This window comes from Nostocoides sp. (genome assembly GCF_037045025.1).
In the GTDB taxonomy this organism is placed as follows: Bacteria; Actinomycetota; Actinomycetes; order Actinomycetales; family Dermatophilaceae; genus Nostocoides_A.
Genome location: NZ_JBAOHM010000011.1, coordinates 791,415 through 806,669, shown reverse-complemented (window position 1 = coordinate 806,669; position 15,255 = coordinate 791,415). Strand labels below are relative to the sequence as shown.

The window sequence follows — 15,255 nt, the reverse complement described above, 5'->3', positions numbered from 1 at the left end:
CTGGTCGTCAACGCCGGGTCGTCCTCGCTGAAGTACCAGTTCGTCGACGCCGACAGCGGAGCGGTCGCGGCCAAGGGCCTGATCGAGCAGATCGGCGAGCCGAACGGGCGGCTGCGGCATACCGGTCGGGGAGTCGAGCTTCGACCTCGAAAAGCCGATCCCGGATGACGAGCGCCGCATTTGCCGAGCTCGACGCCGCCTTCGCCGAGCACGGCCCCGACCTCGCCGCCGACCCGCCGGTGGCGGTCGGGCATCGGGTGGTCCACGGCGGCACGCGCTTTCGCGAAGCCACGCGCATCGACGACGAGGTGCTGGCGACCCTGGAGGAGCTGACTCCGCTGGCGCCGCTGCACAATCCGGCCAATATCGTCGGGATCCGCGCCGCGATGGCGCACTTCCCGGACATTCCCCACGTCGCGATCTTCGACACCGCCTTCCACCGCACGCTGCCGCCGGCGGCCTATACGTACGCCGTTCCCCGGGAGTGGCAGGAGCGCTACGACGTGCGCCGCTACGGCTTCCACGGCACCTCCCACGAATACGTCTCCGGCCGGGTTGCCGACCTGGTCGGGCGCAGCGACATCGCGATCGTCGTCCTGCACCTCGGCAACGGCTGCAGCGCCTGCGCGGTCCTGGACGGGCAGAGCGTCGAGACCTCGATGGGGATGACGCCGCTGGAGGGCCTGGTCATGGGCACCCGCTGCGGTGACCTCGACCCGGCCATCCCCTTCCATCTGGCCCGCACCACGGGAATGGCGGCCGCGGACCTCGACCGGACTCTGAACAAGGACAGCGGCCTCAAGGGCCTGACCGGGGTCAACGACTTCCGCACCGTCGCCGAGCGGGCGGAAGCCGGTGACGCCGCCGCCGCTGCCGCGATCGATGTGGTCACCCACCGGCTGATCAAATACGTTGGGGCGTATGCCGCGGTCATGGGCCGGCTGGACGCGATCGCCTTCACCGGGGGGATCGGCGAGCACAGCCCGCTGTTGCGCGCCCGGGTCCTCGGCTCGCTCGGGGTGCTCGGCGTTGTCCTCGACGAGTCGGCCAACGCCGCAGCGCGGGGCGAAGGCCTGCTCAGTGCCCCGCAGTCGCGCGTGGCGGCATACGTCGTCCCGACCAACGAGGAGTTGCAGATCGCCCGCGAGTCGGTCGCGCTCGTCGGGCGCTGACCGGGCGGGTCACGCGGACGGGGCTGCCGCCAGCGCTCGCTGGGCGAGCGGCGGGGCGAGCAAGGTGTGTGGCTCGGCTTGCAGGTGAGCCACGCGGGAGAACGCCAACCCGAGCACGGGGTCATGCTCGGCCGCCGCCAACACCTGGCGCACGTGGCGATCGATGACGACGCCGTCCCCCGTCGCCGGGACATGCCGGCTGAGCGCACCCCGCCAGGCCAGGTCGAGTGTCCCGGCGCTGCGCCGGTAGGCCTCCCGGGGGACCTTCCGGAGCGGCACCGCTTCCAGGGCCTCCCGGAGAGCAAGCGCCTGCACGGCGGCCAGCGACATCCCGATGCCACCTGCCGCGTCGACGGTGCAGACGGCATCACCGACGACCACGAGGCCTGCCGGAGGATCGTCGAGCCGATCGAAGCGGCGACGCACGAGGTTGGGCAGGCGGAAGACGACCGGGTCTCCGTCCGGGACCAGGTCGGCGAGCACGGGCACGATCGGCCCCGACAGCTCCTGCGCGAAGTCGCGAAACCCGGGGAGTTCGGCCGGCGCCCGCTCGCCGCCGTAGCCGGCCATCGACACCGACCAGGTGCGGGAATCGACCCGGCACAGCACCGCCGTCCGCCGCAGGACGCCGGGAGTGGTCTGGATGATCGTTGCCAACTCCCCCAGCGCTTCCGGCCTCGCCCGCCCGGGCGAGAGGGTGAAGCGGCGGGTGACATACCACCCGTCGACGCGGACCCGGTCGACGGGTGGCGCGGGGATGCCGTAGCCCGCCAGTGTGTCGACGATATGCGAGGTCCGCCCGGAGGCGTCCACGACGAGATCGGCCTCGAGATCGGCGATCTGCCCGTCATCGAGCGAGGTTGCCCGCACCCCCACGACGCGCCGCCCACCGTCGAGGCGGACATCGAGCACCGACGTGCGCCAGTGGAAGGTGATCCCCGGGAGCGTCTGCGTCTGGCGGCGCAGCTCACCCTCCAGCGCTTCCCGTCCGAGGGCGAGCACGGCGAGGTCGGTGGTGCGCAGGTCGATCGGGCCGCCGCCGAGGTGGATGACGAGCCGCGAGGAGGCCGGTCCGTATGCCGCTCCGGCGGCCTGCAGTCCGGCCATGGCGCCGGGCAGGAGGGCCTCGACGGCCACGCAGCCGGGATGCAGCAGGATGTGGCTGTGCCGCGCGTGCGGCACGCCGCCGCGCGCGCTGAGCCCCCGCGGGCGCCGGTCCCGGTCGACGACATGCACCTCGTCGAAATGCCGGGACACGGCGGCCGCGCAGAGCAGGCCCGCGACGCTCGCGCCGATGACGACGGCGCGCCGCCGAGGCGAAGACGGGCGGGCGGTCATCCCGGCCTCCGTGCGACGGCTCAGTGCGAGGGCGCGAGGATCGCGCCCACCGTGCCGGGGATGTGGCTTAGGGCAACCGATGAGAAGGTCGGATTCGCCACGGTGAGGTTGGCGACCAGGGCCTGACCGGCATGCGGGCTCGGGCAGTAGACGGTCTCGACGCCCTCCTGGCGCACGGTCACGGCGGGAACCCCGTTGACGTTGAACCGGACAAGGAAGTCGAAGCCGAGGTTTTGGCTGGCCGGGACCTTGACGATCGTGCAGGAGAACTGCGGCGAGGCATCGATCTTGACCCGCGGGATCTTCCGCCCGTTGTAGCTCTCGAGCTTGGGCGTGCCGTTCACGACCTGCGTGAACGGCGCAAAGATCATCGTGTCCCTACCGGTGAACCCGACGAAGGCGTCGCTGCCGTCGCCCGGAGCCCAGATGTTGATGTCGTCGCCCTCCTCGCCGAGGAGCACATCGCTGTTGGGCGCCACGAAGTTCTCCGGGCCCCCGACCAGGATGTCGCTGCCACCGTTGCCGATCAGCGTGTCCCCGCCGAGCCGGCCGATCAGCAGGTCGTCGCCGCCGCGGCCGAAGAGCACGTCGGTGTTGTCCATGTGCTGTTTCGCCGTGACGCCCGGCGGTTGGATGAACGCATTGTTGGCGTTGTCGTTGTCGGCGCCGATGTGGACATCGCGTCCCGGCGTGCCGGGGATCTGGATGGCGCCCGCGGGTGCCTGAGCCAGCCCGACGACGCCGACGAGCGTCGAGCCCGCGATGGCGAGCGATACGGCGACTTTTCGTGGTGCGTTGGTAGGCATTGCAGTTTCCCTTTCAGAGGTGAGTTGTGCTGACCCGCTGAAGGTAGGAGCCCGGCGTCGGCCGGCACATGAGGCGGCCACCTCAGATCGGGCGCAGCGTGCCTTAGAGCGCCATTTCCCAGACAACCGCCGGCTGGCCGGGTCATCATGGACGCGTGCTCGATCGCGCGCAGCTGAGGCGGGGCGGCCTCGTCGGCCGGGAGCCCGAACTCGCTCTGCTGCGGGCGGCGCTCGCCCGGGCGGCCGCCGGCGAACCGTCGGTCGTCCTCGTCGGCGGCGAGACCGGGGTGGGCAAGACCGCGCTCGTGCGGGCGCTCACGGCCGGGCAGAGCACGACCGTCCTGTATGGCGCGTGCCTGCCGGTCGTGGAGGATCCGCTTCCCTACGCTCCGCTCATCCAGGCGCTGCGGCGGCTGGGAAACACCGGCACCGTACGACAGCAGGTGGCCCGCTCCCCGGAGTTGGCCCGGCTGATCCCCGGGTGGGCAACCTCCCCGGCCGATCTCGACCACGCCGTCGCGACCGCGTCGACCAAGCTGGCGCTCTTCCAGTCGGTGCTCGATCTGATCGACAAGCTCGGCGCGGCCGCCCCGGTCCTCTACGTCGTCGAGGACGTGCAGTGGTCGGATCGGTCCACGCTCGACCTGGTTCGCTACCTGGCGACGAATGCGCTGCAGGAACGCGTCCTCCTTGTGGTGACCTATCGCGACCACGACATCGTCGCGGGCACCCCGGTCGCGGCCTGGCTGGCGGAACTCGGCCGGCTCCCGATCACCGATCGGATCGCTGTCGAGCGCTTGGATCCCCTGCACGCGAGCGAACTCGGTCGGCGGGTCGCGTCCGCCCAAGGCGCGCCCGTCGACGCTGACCGCTTGGCTGCAGCGCTGACCCGGTCGGCCGGCAACCCCCTGTTCATCGAGCACCTCCTGCGCCCCGGTGCACCCACGGATGCCCTACCGGTCACGCTCCAGGACCTGCTCGGTGCCCGGGTGAGCGGGCTGCCTCCTGCGGCGCTGCGGCTGCTTGCGGTCGTGAGCACCCTGGGGAGGCCGGCCACAACCGACCTCGTGGCCGCCGTCCTGTCCTGGCCCGCAGCCGACGTCGAGGCCGCGGCGCATGCCTCGCTTGAGCAAGCCGTGCTCGACGTCCGCAGCGGGGGGACCCTGGGATTCGCCCACCCCGCCTTTGGCGAGGTCGTCTGGTCGAGCCTGCTGCCGAGCGAGCGCGCGCGGCTGCATCGCCGCTGCGCGGAGGTTCTTGCGACACAAGCCGACTCGGTGCCCGGTGAACTCGCGCGGCACTGGCTCGGAGCGGGCGAGCGAGCGCAGGCTCTGGCGGCGTCGGTCGCCGCCGGCGAGGCGGCGGAACGGGTGTATGCCTTCACCGACGCGGCGGCGGCCTTCGACCGGGCCCTCGCGCTCGCGGACGAGCTCGGCCAGGTCGAGGCACGTCGGGAGTTGCTCGCCAAGGCGGCGCAAGCCAGCTACCTGGCCGGCTCCACGGATGCGGCGATTCGCCACGCCCTGGACGCTCTCGCCGCCCCCGGCGACGCTCCCGCGTATGCCGAGCTGGCCGAACGGCTCGGCGCCTACCACTTCTTTGCCGGGCACGGTCAGGAGGCCGAGGAATGGCTCTCCCGGGCGCTGGACGGCCTTCCCCCGCAACGTGACTCGCCGCTGGCTGCCCGCGTCTATGCCGGTATGGCGCTGCTCCTCGCCGGCTGGTCGCGCCTGGCCGAGGCCGAACACTGGTCGACCCTCGGGTTGGCTGCCGCTCGGGCGGCCGGAGCCCGCCGAGCCGAAGGCATCGTCGAAAACGCCTTGGGCATGGTTGCCTTGCTCCGGGGGGATGTGAGCGGAGCCATCAGCCATCAGCAAGGGGCCCTTCGGATCGCCACCGAACTCGGCGGCGCGGACGACCTGGCCCTCGCCTATGTCAACCTCACCCATTCGCTGGGTCAAGCCGGCCGATTGGACGAGGTCGCGCGCGTCGCCGCCGAGGGCAGGGCGGTGGTCACTCGTTATGGTTTGGCAACCCAGTTCGGCGGGCTGCTCCAGGCCAATGCCTGCGAAGCGCTTGTGAACGCCGGCCGGCTCGACGACGCGGCCGCGGCCCTGGCCGGGAGGATCGGCCGGGAGCCGAGCGGGATTATGGCGGCTCCTGCCCTGCTGCAGGCCGGGCGGCTGGCGATGGCGCGCGGCGCGCTGGACATCGCCCGGGATCGCTGTGAGCAGGCCCGGCTGCTGCTCGCCGCGGCCAATGCTCCCGAGGCGTGGTGGCGGGCATCCGCCGAAGCGGCCGCGGAGGTGGAGCTGTGGGCGGGGCGGCCGGAATCGGCATACGACATCGTGGGTGAGGCCCTCGACCTCATTGCCGGCACCGGCGACGAACCCTGCGGCGGGATGCTGATCGGCCTGGGGCTGCGGGCCTTGGCCGATCGTGCCGAACTGCACCGAGACATCTCCTCCCGCAGGGACATTCGGGCGGCCCGGGCGCACCTGGAAGGCCGCGCGGCAGCCATGGCGACCGGGCTCCCCCTGGACGCGGCCCTGGGCGCCTGGTCCGTGGCCGAGCGCGGTCGGATCGACCTCGCCTCGCAGCCCGAGGCCTGGGCCGACGCGGCCGCTGCGTGGACCCGGCTGGGTCACGCCCTCAACAGCGCATACGCCGCCTGGCGCGAGGCCGAGGCCCGCACCGATCGCGGGGTGGACGGTGAGGCGATCGCGGCCGTGCGGCGGGCGCACCGCGCGGCCACGTCGATCGGGCTGCCCGTGCTCGCCGCCGAACTCGAACGACTCGCTGGCTGGCATCGCATCGACCTGGTCACGCAATCGCCGGGCCCGACGGCACCATCACCTGCCGCGGCACTTGCGGCATACCAGCTCACCGAGCGCGAACTCGAGGTTCTCGGACAGCTCGCGGACGGACGAACCAACCGCGAAATCGCCGACGACCTGTTCATCAGCGTCAAGACCGCCAGCGTTCACGTCAGCAACATCCTGCGCAAGCTGGAGGTTTCCGGGCGTCAGGAAGCCGCGCGGATCGCCCACCGGCTAGGCGCGCACTAACCGCGGTGGCGGAGGCACCTTGTCGGCGCGCGCTGCGGGCCCTACGCTTGCGGTCACCCCCGTCGCATATAACGAAACGAGTTGCACAATGAGCAACGCAAGCGAGGCGGCGATGCGACGCCTACTCACCGACGCGCGCTTCGAGATTCTGCCTACCGCGACGATCGAGGAGAAGGTCCGGCAGGCCCTGCCCTCGACGACGACGATCACCGTCACCGCCTCGCCGGCCAAGCCGCTAGAGGCGACCCTCGGCGCCACCGAGCGGCTGACCGCCGCGGGCTATCGCGTCATCCCCCACCTGGCCGCGCGAATGATCCACGGCCGCAGCGAGTTGAGCGAGATCGTCGCGCGCCTGCAGGGCAATGGCGTCACCGCGATCTTCGTCCCCGGCGGCGATGCCACGCCGCAGGACGGCTGCTATCACTCCGCGGTCGAGCTGCTCGATGACTTGGCGAGCATCCCGCATCCGTTCACCCAGATCGGGGTCACCGGCTATCCCGAGTCGCATCCAAGCATCGAGGACGATGTCACCGTCCAGGCGATGTGGGACAAGCGGCGCCATGCCACTCACATCGTCTCCAACATGACGTTCGACGCCGCCGGCGTGGCCAAGTGGGTGGCCCGGGTCCGCCGCCGGGGCGTGCAGATCCCGATCATCGTCGGCCAGCCGGGCCCAATCGAGCGCACCAAGCTGCTCGCGATGGCCGGCAAGGTCGGCATCGGCGAGTCGATGCGCTTCCTCACCAAACAAAAGGGCGTCTTCGCCCGCATCGCCGCCCCCGGCTTCACCCCGGAATCCTTCCTGGAGAAGATCTCTCGCGTCGCAGCCCACGACGATATGCGGATCGACGGGCTGCACCTGTTCACCTTCAACCAGGTCGCCGAGACCCAGGCGTGGCGCGAGAAGCTGCTCCTTGGTTGACGCAGCGAGCGCATGAGCCGCTGTCGCGTGCTCTACGAGATCCACGACGACGACCTGCTCGTCCTCGTCGTGCACGCCGCGCGCCGCAGCGAGGCCTATCGCTGATCTGGGTCGACGAGGATTGTTGTCGACAGGCGCGGCCATGGCCCAAGCGCGACGGCGAGAGCGGACTCCAGCGCCCCGTCACCGGTGGCGACGACGGTCAGCGGGAGGCCGAGAAGGCCCGCGACCCGCTCGGCATCGGGGCGCAGGTCGCCGCCAGGGTCCTGGGCCAGCCAGATCACCCGGGTGAAGTGCCGAAAGTAGTCGTCGCGCAACTGCGGATAGCGGTCCAGGCCGAGCTCGCGCCAGACGGTCCGGTCGAAGGACCGGACGAGGAAGTCGGTGAGGAAGAAGGTCCCCGGCTGCTCGGCCAGCCAGGTCTCGATCCGATCGGCGCCGGCGAACAGGTCATAGCAGTGCAAGCCAGGAAGGCGGACTACCCCCAATCGCGCGCAGACCTCGTCGAGCCCGCCATAGGTGCCACAATCGGCATACCCGACAATGACTTTCCCGTATGCCGCAGTCAAATCTCCCAGCGCATCCTCAACTTCGGGGGCAATCCGGTGGGGATGGTTGTGCAACAACGGAGGCAACGGGTGCACATCAACCGGCCAGTCGCGGCGGCGGGCGATCTCGGTGATGTGCAACGCGATCGCGCCACAGGCCACGACAGCGACCCGTTGCGCGCACGCGTCAGGCGGGGAAGGCGAGCTGCTCGACGAAGCGGTCGTTGAAGTCGGCGCGGTCGGAGAGTTCGACATACTGCACCTCCTTGAGCAACGCATCGGCGCCATTGCGCTCGCGGGCGCTGAGCAGCACCATCTTGGCGCCCTCCCCGGCGACGTTGCCGGCCGAGACGATGCGCAGCACCGGGAGTTTGGGCACCAGGCCGATCCGGATCGCGGCGGCCGGCGACAAATAGGACCCGAACGAGCCGGCGAGCAGGACCTGTTGGATGTCGGCCGGATCGAGCCCGATCTCCTCGCACAGCAGCCGCCACCCGGTCGCGATTGCCGCCTTGGCGAACTGCAGCTCACGAATGTCCCTCTGGGACAGGAAAACACAATCCTCGGGCGATGCGTCCGGGGTCGGCCGGTGCAGGATGAACACCCGCTCCTCGCCTACCTTGGTCAGCCGGTCGGCCAGGGCCGGGGCAATCCGGGCGGCGTCGTCGTCGGGCACGAACCGGCCGCTGGCGTCGAGCAGGCCCACCCGGACGAGTTCGGCGACCGCATCGACCAGTCCCGAGCCGCACAGGCCGACCGGCTCGACAGCGCCGATCACGCCGAGATCCACGCCGTCGTCGGTCAGCTTGACCACCTCGATGGCACCATCGGCAGCGCGCATCCCCCGGCGGATCGCGCCACCCTCAAAGGCCGGCCCCGCCGGCGCCGCCGTGGCGACCAGTCGATTCCCGTCGGAGAGAACGATTTCGCAGTTTGTGCCGACGTCGATGAACAGGCGCGCCCGCTTGTCACGGTCCATCCCCGTGGCGAGCATGCCGGCGACGATGTCACCGCCGACATAGGCACCGAGGGCCGGGAAGAGCGTGACCCGTGCCCCCGGGTGCAGTTGCAGCCCGATATCGCTCGCGTGGATCGTCGGGAAGTGGTCGTGGGTCATGATGAACGGCGCGACGCCGAGCGGCTCCGGGTCGATGCCGAGCAGCAGCGCGATCATCGTCGCATTGCCGGCAACCGCGATCTCGTAGATGTGCTGGGCATCGACGCCCGCCTCCTGTCGCACGTGGTAGGCCAGCTCGGCGAGGGTGTGACCGGCCGCCTGGCGCAGCCGGCCGGCCGCCTCGGGGTCGAGCATCGTCGCGCTGATCCGGGTGATGACGTCGCCGCCAAAGGGCTGTTGCTTGTTGAGGATCGACGCCACCGCACAGGGGGTCCCGGTCTCCAGGTCCAACAGCGTTGCGACCACGGTGGTGGTGCCGAGGTCGATGGCCAGGCCGTAGCGCAACGCCGACGTGTCGCCCGGCTCGATGTCGATGAGGGTCTCGTCGACGATGACCGCGGTGACCTTGAAATCGTTCTCCCGCAGCACCTTTGGCAGCCGCCGCAGGGCATAGAGGTCGGGGCGGAGGTCGAGGTCGTCGATGGCGTCGGCGAGCCGGCGCAGGTCGGTTCGCTGATCACCCAGGTGGGGCTCGTCGAGCGCGACGTAGCGCTTCTGGACCGCCGGGCGCAGAATGACCTGGCGGCCGACGCCGACCGTGGCCGCCTTGGGGCGGGTGACCAAGGGCGGCACCTCAATGTCGAGATCCTGGCGCGCCTGCACCAGGCAGGCTAGCCGCCACCCGGCGGCGAGTTCGCGAGCGGTGAATGTGCGCCGGTCATGGGAGGTGACCGGCGCCGTCCCCGTCGTGACCCGGACCTTGCACTTGCGGCAGGTCCCATGCCCCCCGCACGTCGAGTCGATCGCGATCCCATTCCACGACGCCGCATCGAAGACCGAGACACCCGGCGGAACCCGGTGCTCCCGCCCCGTCGGCTGGAAGCGCAGCGCCACCCGGCCGACACCCTCTGCCGGCCCACCCTCGTCGGAAGCGTCGGCGGGTGCAGCAGGGTGATCGATCAACCCCTCGCGGCGCAGTCCCGCAAGCAGGCCGTCGGAGTCGTCGTTCGATCGTGTCACGATCTGTCACCCTAGTCCGGCGACGGGTTTCAGGCCCCGGTGGCGGCAGCCTCGGCCGCCTGCTTCGCGCGGTGCATCCGGATCCACGTGCCGCCCCATTCGTCGTGCCCGAGAAGCAGATCCGCCGCACGGACAGCCTCGACGACCTGCGGTGTGCGGGCGTCCATGATCGCGCTGGTCATGCCGGCGGTCATCGCCATCGGCAGCCAAGTCGCGTTGATCGCGTGCCGGGACGGCATACCAAAAGAGACGTTGGAGGCACCACAGGTCAGGTTGAGCCCCCAGCGAGCCTTGACCTCACGGATGGTCTCCAAGGCGGTCTGGCCAACGCTGCCATCGGCGCCGATCGGCATCGCCAGCGGATCGATGACGATGTCGTCGATGGCAATCCCGTATTCCTGCGTAGCCACGCGAACAGTCTTGTCCACCAACTCGATCCGCTTGCCCGCCTCCATGGGGATCTCGTCGTGATCGTTGGGCAACGCGATCACGGCCGCGTCATACTTCTTGACCAGCGGCAAGATTGCGGCTAGCCGATCGTCCTCGGCGGTCACCGAGTTGACCAAGGCCCGTCCCTCGTATGCCGCCAACCCCGCCTCGAGCGCCTCGACGACCGAGGAGTCGATGCAGACCGGCAGGTCGGTGAGCGACTGGATCAGCCGGATTGCCTTGTCCAACAGCTCGGCTTCGTCGGTGAGCGGGACACCCATGTTGACGTCGAGGACGTCGGCCCCGCCGGCGACCTGGGCGGCGACATCCTTCTCGACCAGCGACAGGTCGCCATTGCGCAACGCTTCCTGGAAGACCTTGCGCCCGGTCGGGTTGATCCGCTCGCCGATGATGCAGAAGGGCCGCTCGTGCGAGATCACGACCTCCTTGGATGCTGAGCGGATCACGGTCTCGCGCAGCGCGAATTCCACCATGATCAGGCACCGGCCCCGACGAGGGCGCGCTTGCCGGCGAGCAATTCCTTGGCCTTCTTCACAGTGGCCGAGGCGTCGGCGGCATAGCCATCGGCGCCGACGGCATCGGCATACTCCTGGGTGACCGGGGCCCCACCGACCATGACGATGACCTGATCGCGCAGGCCGGCCTTGTCCAGGGCGTTGAGGTTGGCCTTGAACATCGGCATCGTCGTGGTGAGGAAGGCCGAGAAGCCGACGATGTCGGGCTGGTGCTCCTCGATTGCGGCGACGAACTTCTCCGGCGCGACCTGGACGCCGAGGTCAACCACCTCGAAGCCGGCGCCCTCGAGCATGATGTTGACGAGGTTCTTGCCGATGTCGTGGACATCGCCCTTGACGGTTCCCATGAGGAACTTGCCGATCGTCTCCACGCCGGTGTCCGCCAGCAGCGGGCGCAGCCGCTCCATGGCGCCGGCCATCGCCTTGCCGGCGATGAGCATCTCGGGGACGAAGAAGTCGCCGCGCTCGAAGCGGGCGCCGACTTCCTCCAGCGACGGGATCAGCGCGTCGAAAAGCAGGCTGCCGGGCGTCATGCCGATCTCGAGCGCCTGGTTGGTCAGCGCGAGCACCTCGGGGCCGTTGCCGACGAGGGTCTGCTCATAAAGGCCGGTGAGGATCTCCTCGGGGGTCATGCGGCACCTTCCTTGGTGTGGGTGAGCTGGTGGGTGATGGTGGTGGAATGCTCGCGCAGCAGGGTGGCGAGCCGGTCAAATGCGCAATCGAGCCGATCGCCGGGCCCGGACAGGCCGAGAGCGGCGATCACCCGCGATTCGCCGTCCCGGACGGGCACGGCGATCGCGGACAGGCCGATCTCCAATTCGTCGACGGCCGTGGCGACTCCGACCCGGCGGGCGGCGGCGCACGCCCGCTCGAGGTCGTCGCCGGTGGCTAGCGAGCGCGCAGTCGGCGTGGCTAGCCGGCCCCGCGGTGACGCCAATCCCCCAAAGGCATAAAGGATTTTGCCGAGGGCCGAGCAGTGCGGGGGGACGTGGACACCGACCCATTGGCGTGAGCCGAGGACGAACTGGGCATCCACCTGGGCCACTTGGACGACGGCGTCCCCCCGGGCGACCGCGAGGTTGACGGTCTCTCCGGTCTGGGCGTTCAGCGTGTGCATGACGGGGCTGGCGAGCGCGACGAGGGCGGCATCGGGGCTTTGCCGGGCGGCATACGAGACAAAGAGGGCGCCGGGGGCGAAATTGCCGGCGTCGGTGCGAGCGAGCAGCCCCTGGCGCTCCAGCGCCGACAGCAGCCGCGAGGTCGTCGACCGCGGCAGGCCGCTGCGCGACTGGATCTCGCTGAACGACAACGGTTTGAGCGACTCGACGACGAGCCCGACGAGGTCGCCAGCGCGGTCGACGGCCTGGGTGCCCGTCGTGGGGTCCCGGCTCACCGGGGCCGCACGCGAGCCACGTCGCCACTTCCCATAATGTGGAACCCTGATTCCATATAGTGAGGTTAGGATGTGATCCTGGCCGCAGTCAAGGCGCGCCCAGCGACGCGACGCACGTCTTCGAAAGGACGCCGATGTTCCGCAACACGATGCCGCGCTACGAGATCCTCAGCGGTGACGCCCTGGCCGCGCTCGACGGCGGCTGGCGGCGACTGATCACCGAGGTCGGCGTCGAGTTCATGAGCGATGAGGCGCTGCGGCTCTTCCGCGAGGCCGGGCAGAAGGTCGAGGACAACACGGCCTTCCTCGACCCCGAGTTCGTGTTGGAGCAGGTCGCCAAGGCGCCGCGCGAGTTCGACATGCAGGCGCGCAACCCGGCCAACAACGTCCACATCGGCGGGGACGCGATGGTCTTCGGCGCGGTTTATGGACCGCCGTTCGTCCGGGAGGGAGCCGTGCGACGCGACGGCACGCTGGCGGACTTCCACAACTTCGCCCGCCTCGCCCAGTCTTTCGCCGTGCTCGACTCCGCCGGGGGCGTGGTGTGCGAGCCCAACGATGCCCCGTTGGACTCCCGGCACCTCGACATGACCTATGCCTTGCAGACGTTGACCGACAAGATCTACATGGGCAATGTCGTCTCCGGTGTCAACGCCCGCGACACGATCGCTATGGGAGAGATCGTCTTTGGCGGCCGGGAGGCGATCGAGCAGACCCCGGTGTCGATTTCGCTGATCAACTGCAATTCCCCGCTGCGCTGGGATGACCGGATGCTCGAGGCGCTGTTCGAGTATTGCCGCGCGGCCCAGCCGGTGATCCTCACCCCGTTCATCCTCATGGGCGCGATGTCGCCGGTGACGATCCCCGCCGCGCTCGTGCAGCAGATCACCGAGGCGCTCTCGGGAATCGCTCTGGCCCAACTGATCCGGCCTGGTTGCCCGGTCGTCTTCGGCTCGTTCCTGTCCAACATCGACATGCAGTCCGGATCCCCGACCTTCGGCACTCCCGAGTCCGGCATCGGGCTGCTGTGCACGGGCCAGATCGCCCGCCACTTCGGGCTGCCCTTCCGCACCGGCGGCGGCCTGACCTCCTCCCAGGTTCCCGATGCCCAGGCGGGGTATGAAGCGCTGATGACGCTCTTGCCGACCTTCCTCGCCGGCACCAACGTCGTCATGCACTCCGCGGGGTGGCTCGAGGGTGGCTTGGTCGCGGGCTTCGAGAAGTTCGTCATCGACGCACAACTGCTGGAGATGCTCCAGCACGAGTTCACGCCGCTGGAGATCGACGAGGCCGCGCTGGCCTTCGACGCCCATGTCGAGGTCGGTCACGGTGGCCACTTCCTGGGTGCCATGCACACGATGGAGCGCTTCCGCACCTGCTTCTACCGCCCGTTCCTGTCCAGCTCGGAGAACTACGAGCGGTGGATGCGCGGCGGCGGCAAGGACACCGCCGTCCGCGCCGGCGAGATCTGGCGGCGGCGCCTGGAGGAGTATGCCGAGCCGCCGATGGATGAGGCGGTCAAGGCCCAGCTGCAGGAGTATGTCGCCCGCCGCCGCGCCGAACTCGGCGACTGACCCGGGCCCCATCACGTCCGACCCCCACCACACACCCGGTCCCGAGCGGACGCAAAAGGCCCCAGGCCGCCGCGACCGCCATGGGCCAAACCTGCCCTCGGAGTTGGTTATCCACAGCCCTGTGGACTCGCGCAGATGCGCTGGCTCCCCCTCCACGGGGTCGATCCGACGATCGTCGATCTCGCCAACGAGACCACGCGAGTGCGCCGGAGGGCCGGAGTCCGGGTGCACGAGGACGCCGCCGGGAACTTCGTGGCCCGGGTCGACTTCCTTATCGAGGGGATCGTGGCGGTCGAATACGACGGCCGGACAAAGTACGGCGGGGGCGTCACTGGGCGGTTGCAGCCAACGGCAACCGAGCGGGGCCAGGCGGGAGGGGGCATGTTCAGGAAAAGACCACCGTGCGGTCCCCGGCGAGGAAAACGCGGGAATCGCAATGCCAGCGCAGGGCGCGCACGAGGACCCGCGACTCGACTTCCTCCCCGGCCTGGACGATCTGCTCGGCCGACATCCGGTGGTCGACTCGGATCACGTCCTGCTCGATGATCGGCCCCTCGTCGAGATCGGCTGTGACGAAATGTGCTGTGGCGCCAACTAGTTTGACGCCTCTGGCGAAGGCCTGGTGATAGGGCTTGGCACCCTTGAACGACGGCAGGAACGAGTGGTGGATGTTGATGATCCGCCCGGACATCCGCGCGGCGAGCGGGTCGGACAGCACCTGCATGTAGCGGGCGAGAACGACCAAGTGCACATCCAGGTCGTCGACCAAGCGCAGCAGGGCCGCCTCCGCCTGCGGCTTGGTCGCCGCCGTGACCGGGATGTGATGGTAGGGGATCCCGTAGGAGCGGGCGAGCGGCTCCATGTCGGGGTGGTTGGAGACGATGGCCGGGATCTCCATGTTGAGCCCGCCGGCCTTCCACCGATACAGGATGTCGTTCAGGCAGTGCCCGAACTTGCTGACCATCAGCAGCGTCCGATAGGGGGCGGCGGCGTCCCAAATGTGCCAGTCCATTGCGAATTCGGTTGCCACCGGCGCGAATCCGTCGCGCAGCGAGTCGGTGCTCATGCCGGCGCCGAGGCCCTCGACGTGGACGCGCATGAAGAACCGGCCGGTGCGCCGGTCGTCGAACTGCTGGCTTTCGACGATATTGCACTCGGCGCCGGCCAGATAGCTCGCCACCGCCGCCACGATCCCCGGGCGGTCGGGACAGGACAGCGTCAGCACGCACTCCGGGGTCATGACTGCGGATCGTAGCCGCGGCGGGCGGAGTGGCGTAGCGCTTGACCGCGGCCGGGTGGGCGAGGATGCTGTCTCGCGACGCAACCTTCGGT

Annotated in this window: 14 protein-coding genes; 6 read left to right on the top strand and 8 right to left on the bottom strand. The window is 69.7% G+C overall.

The window, feature by feature from the left end; translation table 11 throughout:
* Both V9G19_RS14985 and V9G19_RS14980 read left to right on the top strand, forming a co-directional pair.
* On the top strand, positions 1-168 hold the full coding sequence (locus V9G19_RS14985; protein ID WP_462286255.1) for a hypothetical protein: 168 nt from the start codon (positions 1-3) through the stop codon (positions 166-168).
* The gene (locus V9G19_RS14980; protein WP_462286195.1) at positions 165-1,172 is read left to right on the top strand and encodes an acetate/propionate family kinase; all 1,008 of its coding nucleotides are present in this window, start codon (positions 165-167) and stop codon (positions 1,170-1,172) included. The genes V9G19_RS14985 and V9G19_RS14980 overlap by 4 nt, the downstream gene beginning before the upstream one ends.
* Positions 1,173-1,181: 9 nt before the next feature.
* On the opposite strand, the gene V9G19_RS14975 is transcribed toward V9G19_RS14980, so the two are convergent.
* Positions 1,182-2,510, bottom strand: coding sequence for an FAD-dependent oxidoreductase (locus V9G19_RS14975; RefSeq protein WP_462286194.1), 1,329 nt, complete (start codon positions 2,508-2,510; stop codon positions 1,182-1,184).
* A gap of 20 nt (positions 2,511-2,530) precedes the next feature.
* Positions 2,531-3,316 (bottom strand): hypothetical protein, encoded by a 786-nt coding sequence (locus V9G19_RS14970; protein ID WP_462286193.1) that lies wholly within the window; start codon positions 3,314-3,316, stop codon positions 2,531-2,533.
* A gap of 155 nt (positions 3,317-3,471) precedes the next feature.
* Here V9G19_RS14970 and V9G19_RS14965 point away from each other — a divergent pair, with 155 nt between their 5' ends.
* The 3 genes from V9G19_RS14965 (at position 3,472) to V9G19_RS14955 (ending at position 7,411) form a co-directional block, all read left to right on the top strand.
* The gene (locus V9G19_RS14965; protein WP_462286192.1) at positions 3,472-6,384 is read left to right on the top strand and encodes a helix-turn-helix transcriptional regulator; all 2,913 of its coding nucleotides are present in this window, start codon (positions 3,472-3,474) and stop codon (positions 6,382-6,384) included.
* Positions 6,385-6,472: 88 nt separating this feature from the next.
* Complete coding sequence (locus V9G19_RS14960) at positions 6,473-7,306, top strand: methylenetetrahydrofolate reductase (RefSeq protein WP_462286191.1); 834 nt, start codon at positions 6,473-6,475, stop codon at positions 7,304-7,306.
* Positions 7,307-7,318: 12 nt separating this feature from the next.
* On the top strand, positions 7,319-7,411 hold the full coding sequence (locus tag V9G19_RS14955) for a type II toxin-antitoxin system RelE family toxin (RefSeq protein WP_462286190.1): 93 nt from the start codon (positions 7,319-7,321) through the stop codon (positions 7,409-7,411).
* Here the strand turns inward: V9G19_RS14955 and V9G19_RS14950 are convergent.
* Genes V9G19_RS14950 through V9G19_RS14930 form a run of 5 tightly spaced genes read right to left on the bottom strand, consistent with a single transcriptional unit; the run spans position 7,402 to position 12,349 of the window.
* Entirely contained in the window at positions 7,402-8,016 is a 615-nt protein-coding gene (locus V9G19_RS14950; RefSeq protein ID WP_462286189.1) for a DUF1638 domain-containing protein, read from the bottom strand. The genes V9G19_RS14955 and V9G19_RS14950 overlap by 10 nt on opposite strands.
* A 25-nt stretch (positions 8,017-8,041) precedes the next feature.
* Positions 8,042-9,991 (bottom strand): ASKHA domain-containing protein, encoded by a 1,950-nt coding sequence (locus V9G19_RS14945; RefSeq protein WP_462286188.1) that lies wholly within the window; start codon positions 9,989-9,991, stop codon positions 8,042-8,044.
* Between the two features lie 29 nt (positions 9,992-10,020).
* Complete coding sequence (locus V9G19_RS14940; protein ID WP_462286187.1) at positions 10,021-10,914, bottom strand: dihydropteroate synthase; 894 nt, start codon at positions 10,912-10,914, stop codon at positions 10,021-10,023.
* A gap of 2 nt (positions 10,915-10,916) precedes the next feature.
* Complete coding sequence (locus tag V9G19_RS14935; RefSeq protein WP_462286186.1) at positions 10,917-11,588, bottom strand: corrinoid protein; 672 nt, start codon at positions 11,586-11,588, stop codon at positions 10,917-10,919.
* The gene (locus tag V9G19_RS14930; RefSeq protein ID WP_462286185.1) at positions 11,585-12,349 is read right to left on the bottom strand and encodes an IclR family transcriptional regulator; all 765 of its coding nucleotides are present in this window, start codon (positions 12,347-12,349) and stop codon (positions 11,585-11,587) included. The genes V9G19_RS14935 and V9G19_RS14930 overlap by 4 nt, the downstream gene beginning before the upstream one ends.
* 59 nt (positions 12,350-12,408) lie before the next feature.
* On the opposite strand from V9G19_RS14930, the gene V9G19_RS14925 reads away from it, so the two are divergent.
* Positions 12,409-13,923 carry a trimethylamine methyltransferase family protein gene (locus V9G19_RS14925; RefSeq protein WP_462286184.1) on the top strand — a complete coding sequence of 505 codons (1,515 nt, stop codon included), beginning with the start codon at positions 12,409-12,411 and terminating at the stop codon, positions 13,921-13,923.
* Positions 13,924-14,308: 385 nt separating this feature from the next.
* Here V9G19_RS14925 and purU read toward each other — a convergent pair whose 3' ends face one another.
* Positions 14,309-15,163: a formyltetrahydrofolate deformylase gene (gene purU / locus V9G19_RS14920; RefSeq protein WP_462286183.1), complete on the bottom strand. Its 855-nt coding sequence runs from the start codon at positions 15,161-15,163 to the stop codon at positions 14,309-14,311.
* Positions 15,164-15,255 lie beyond the last annotated feature (92 nt).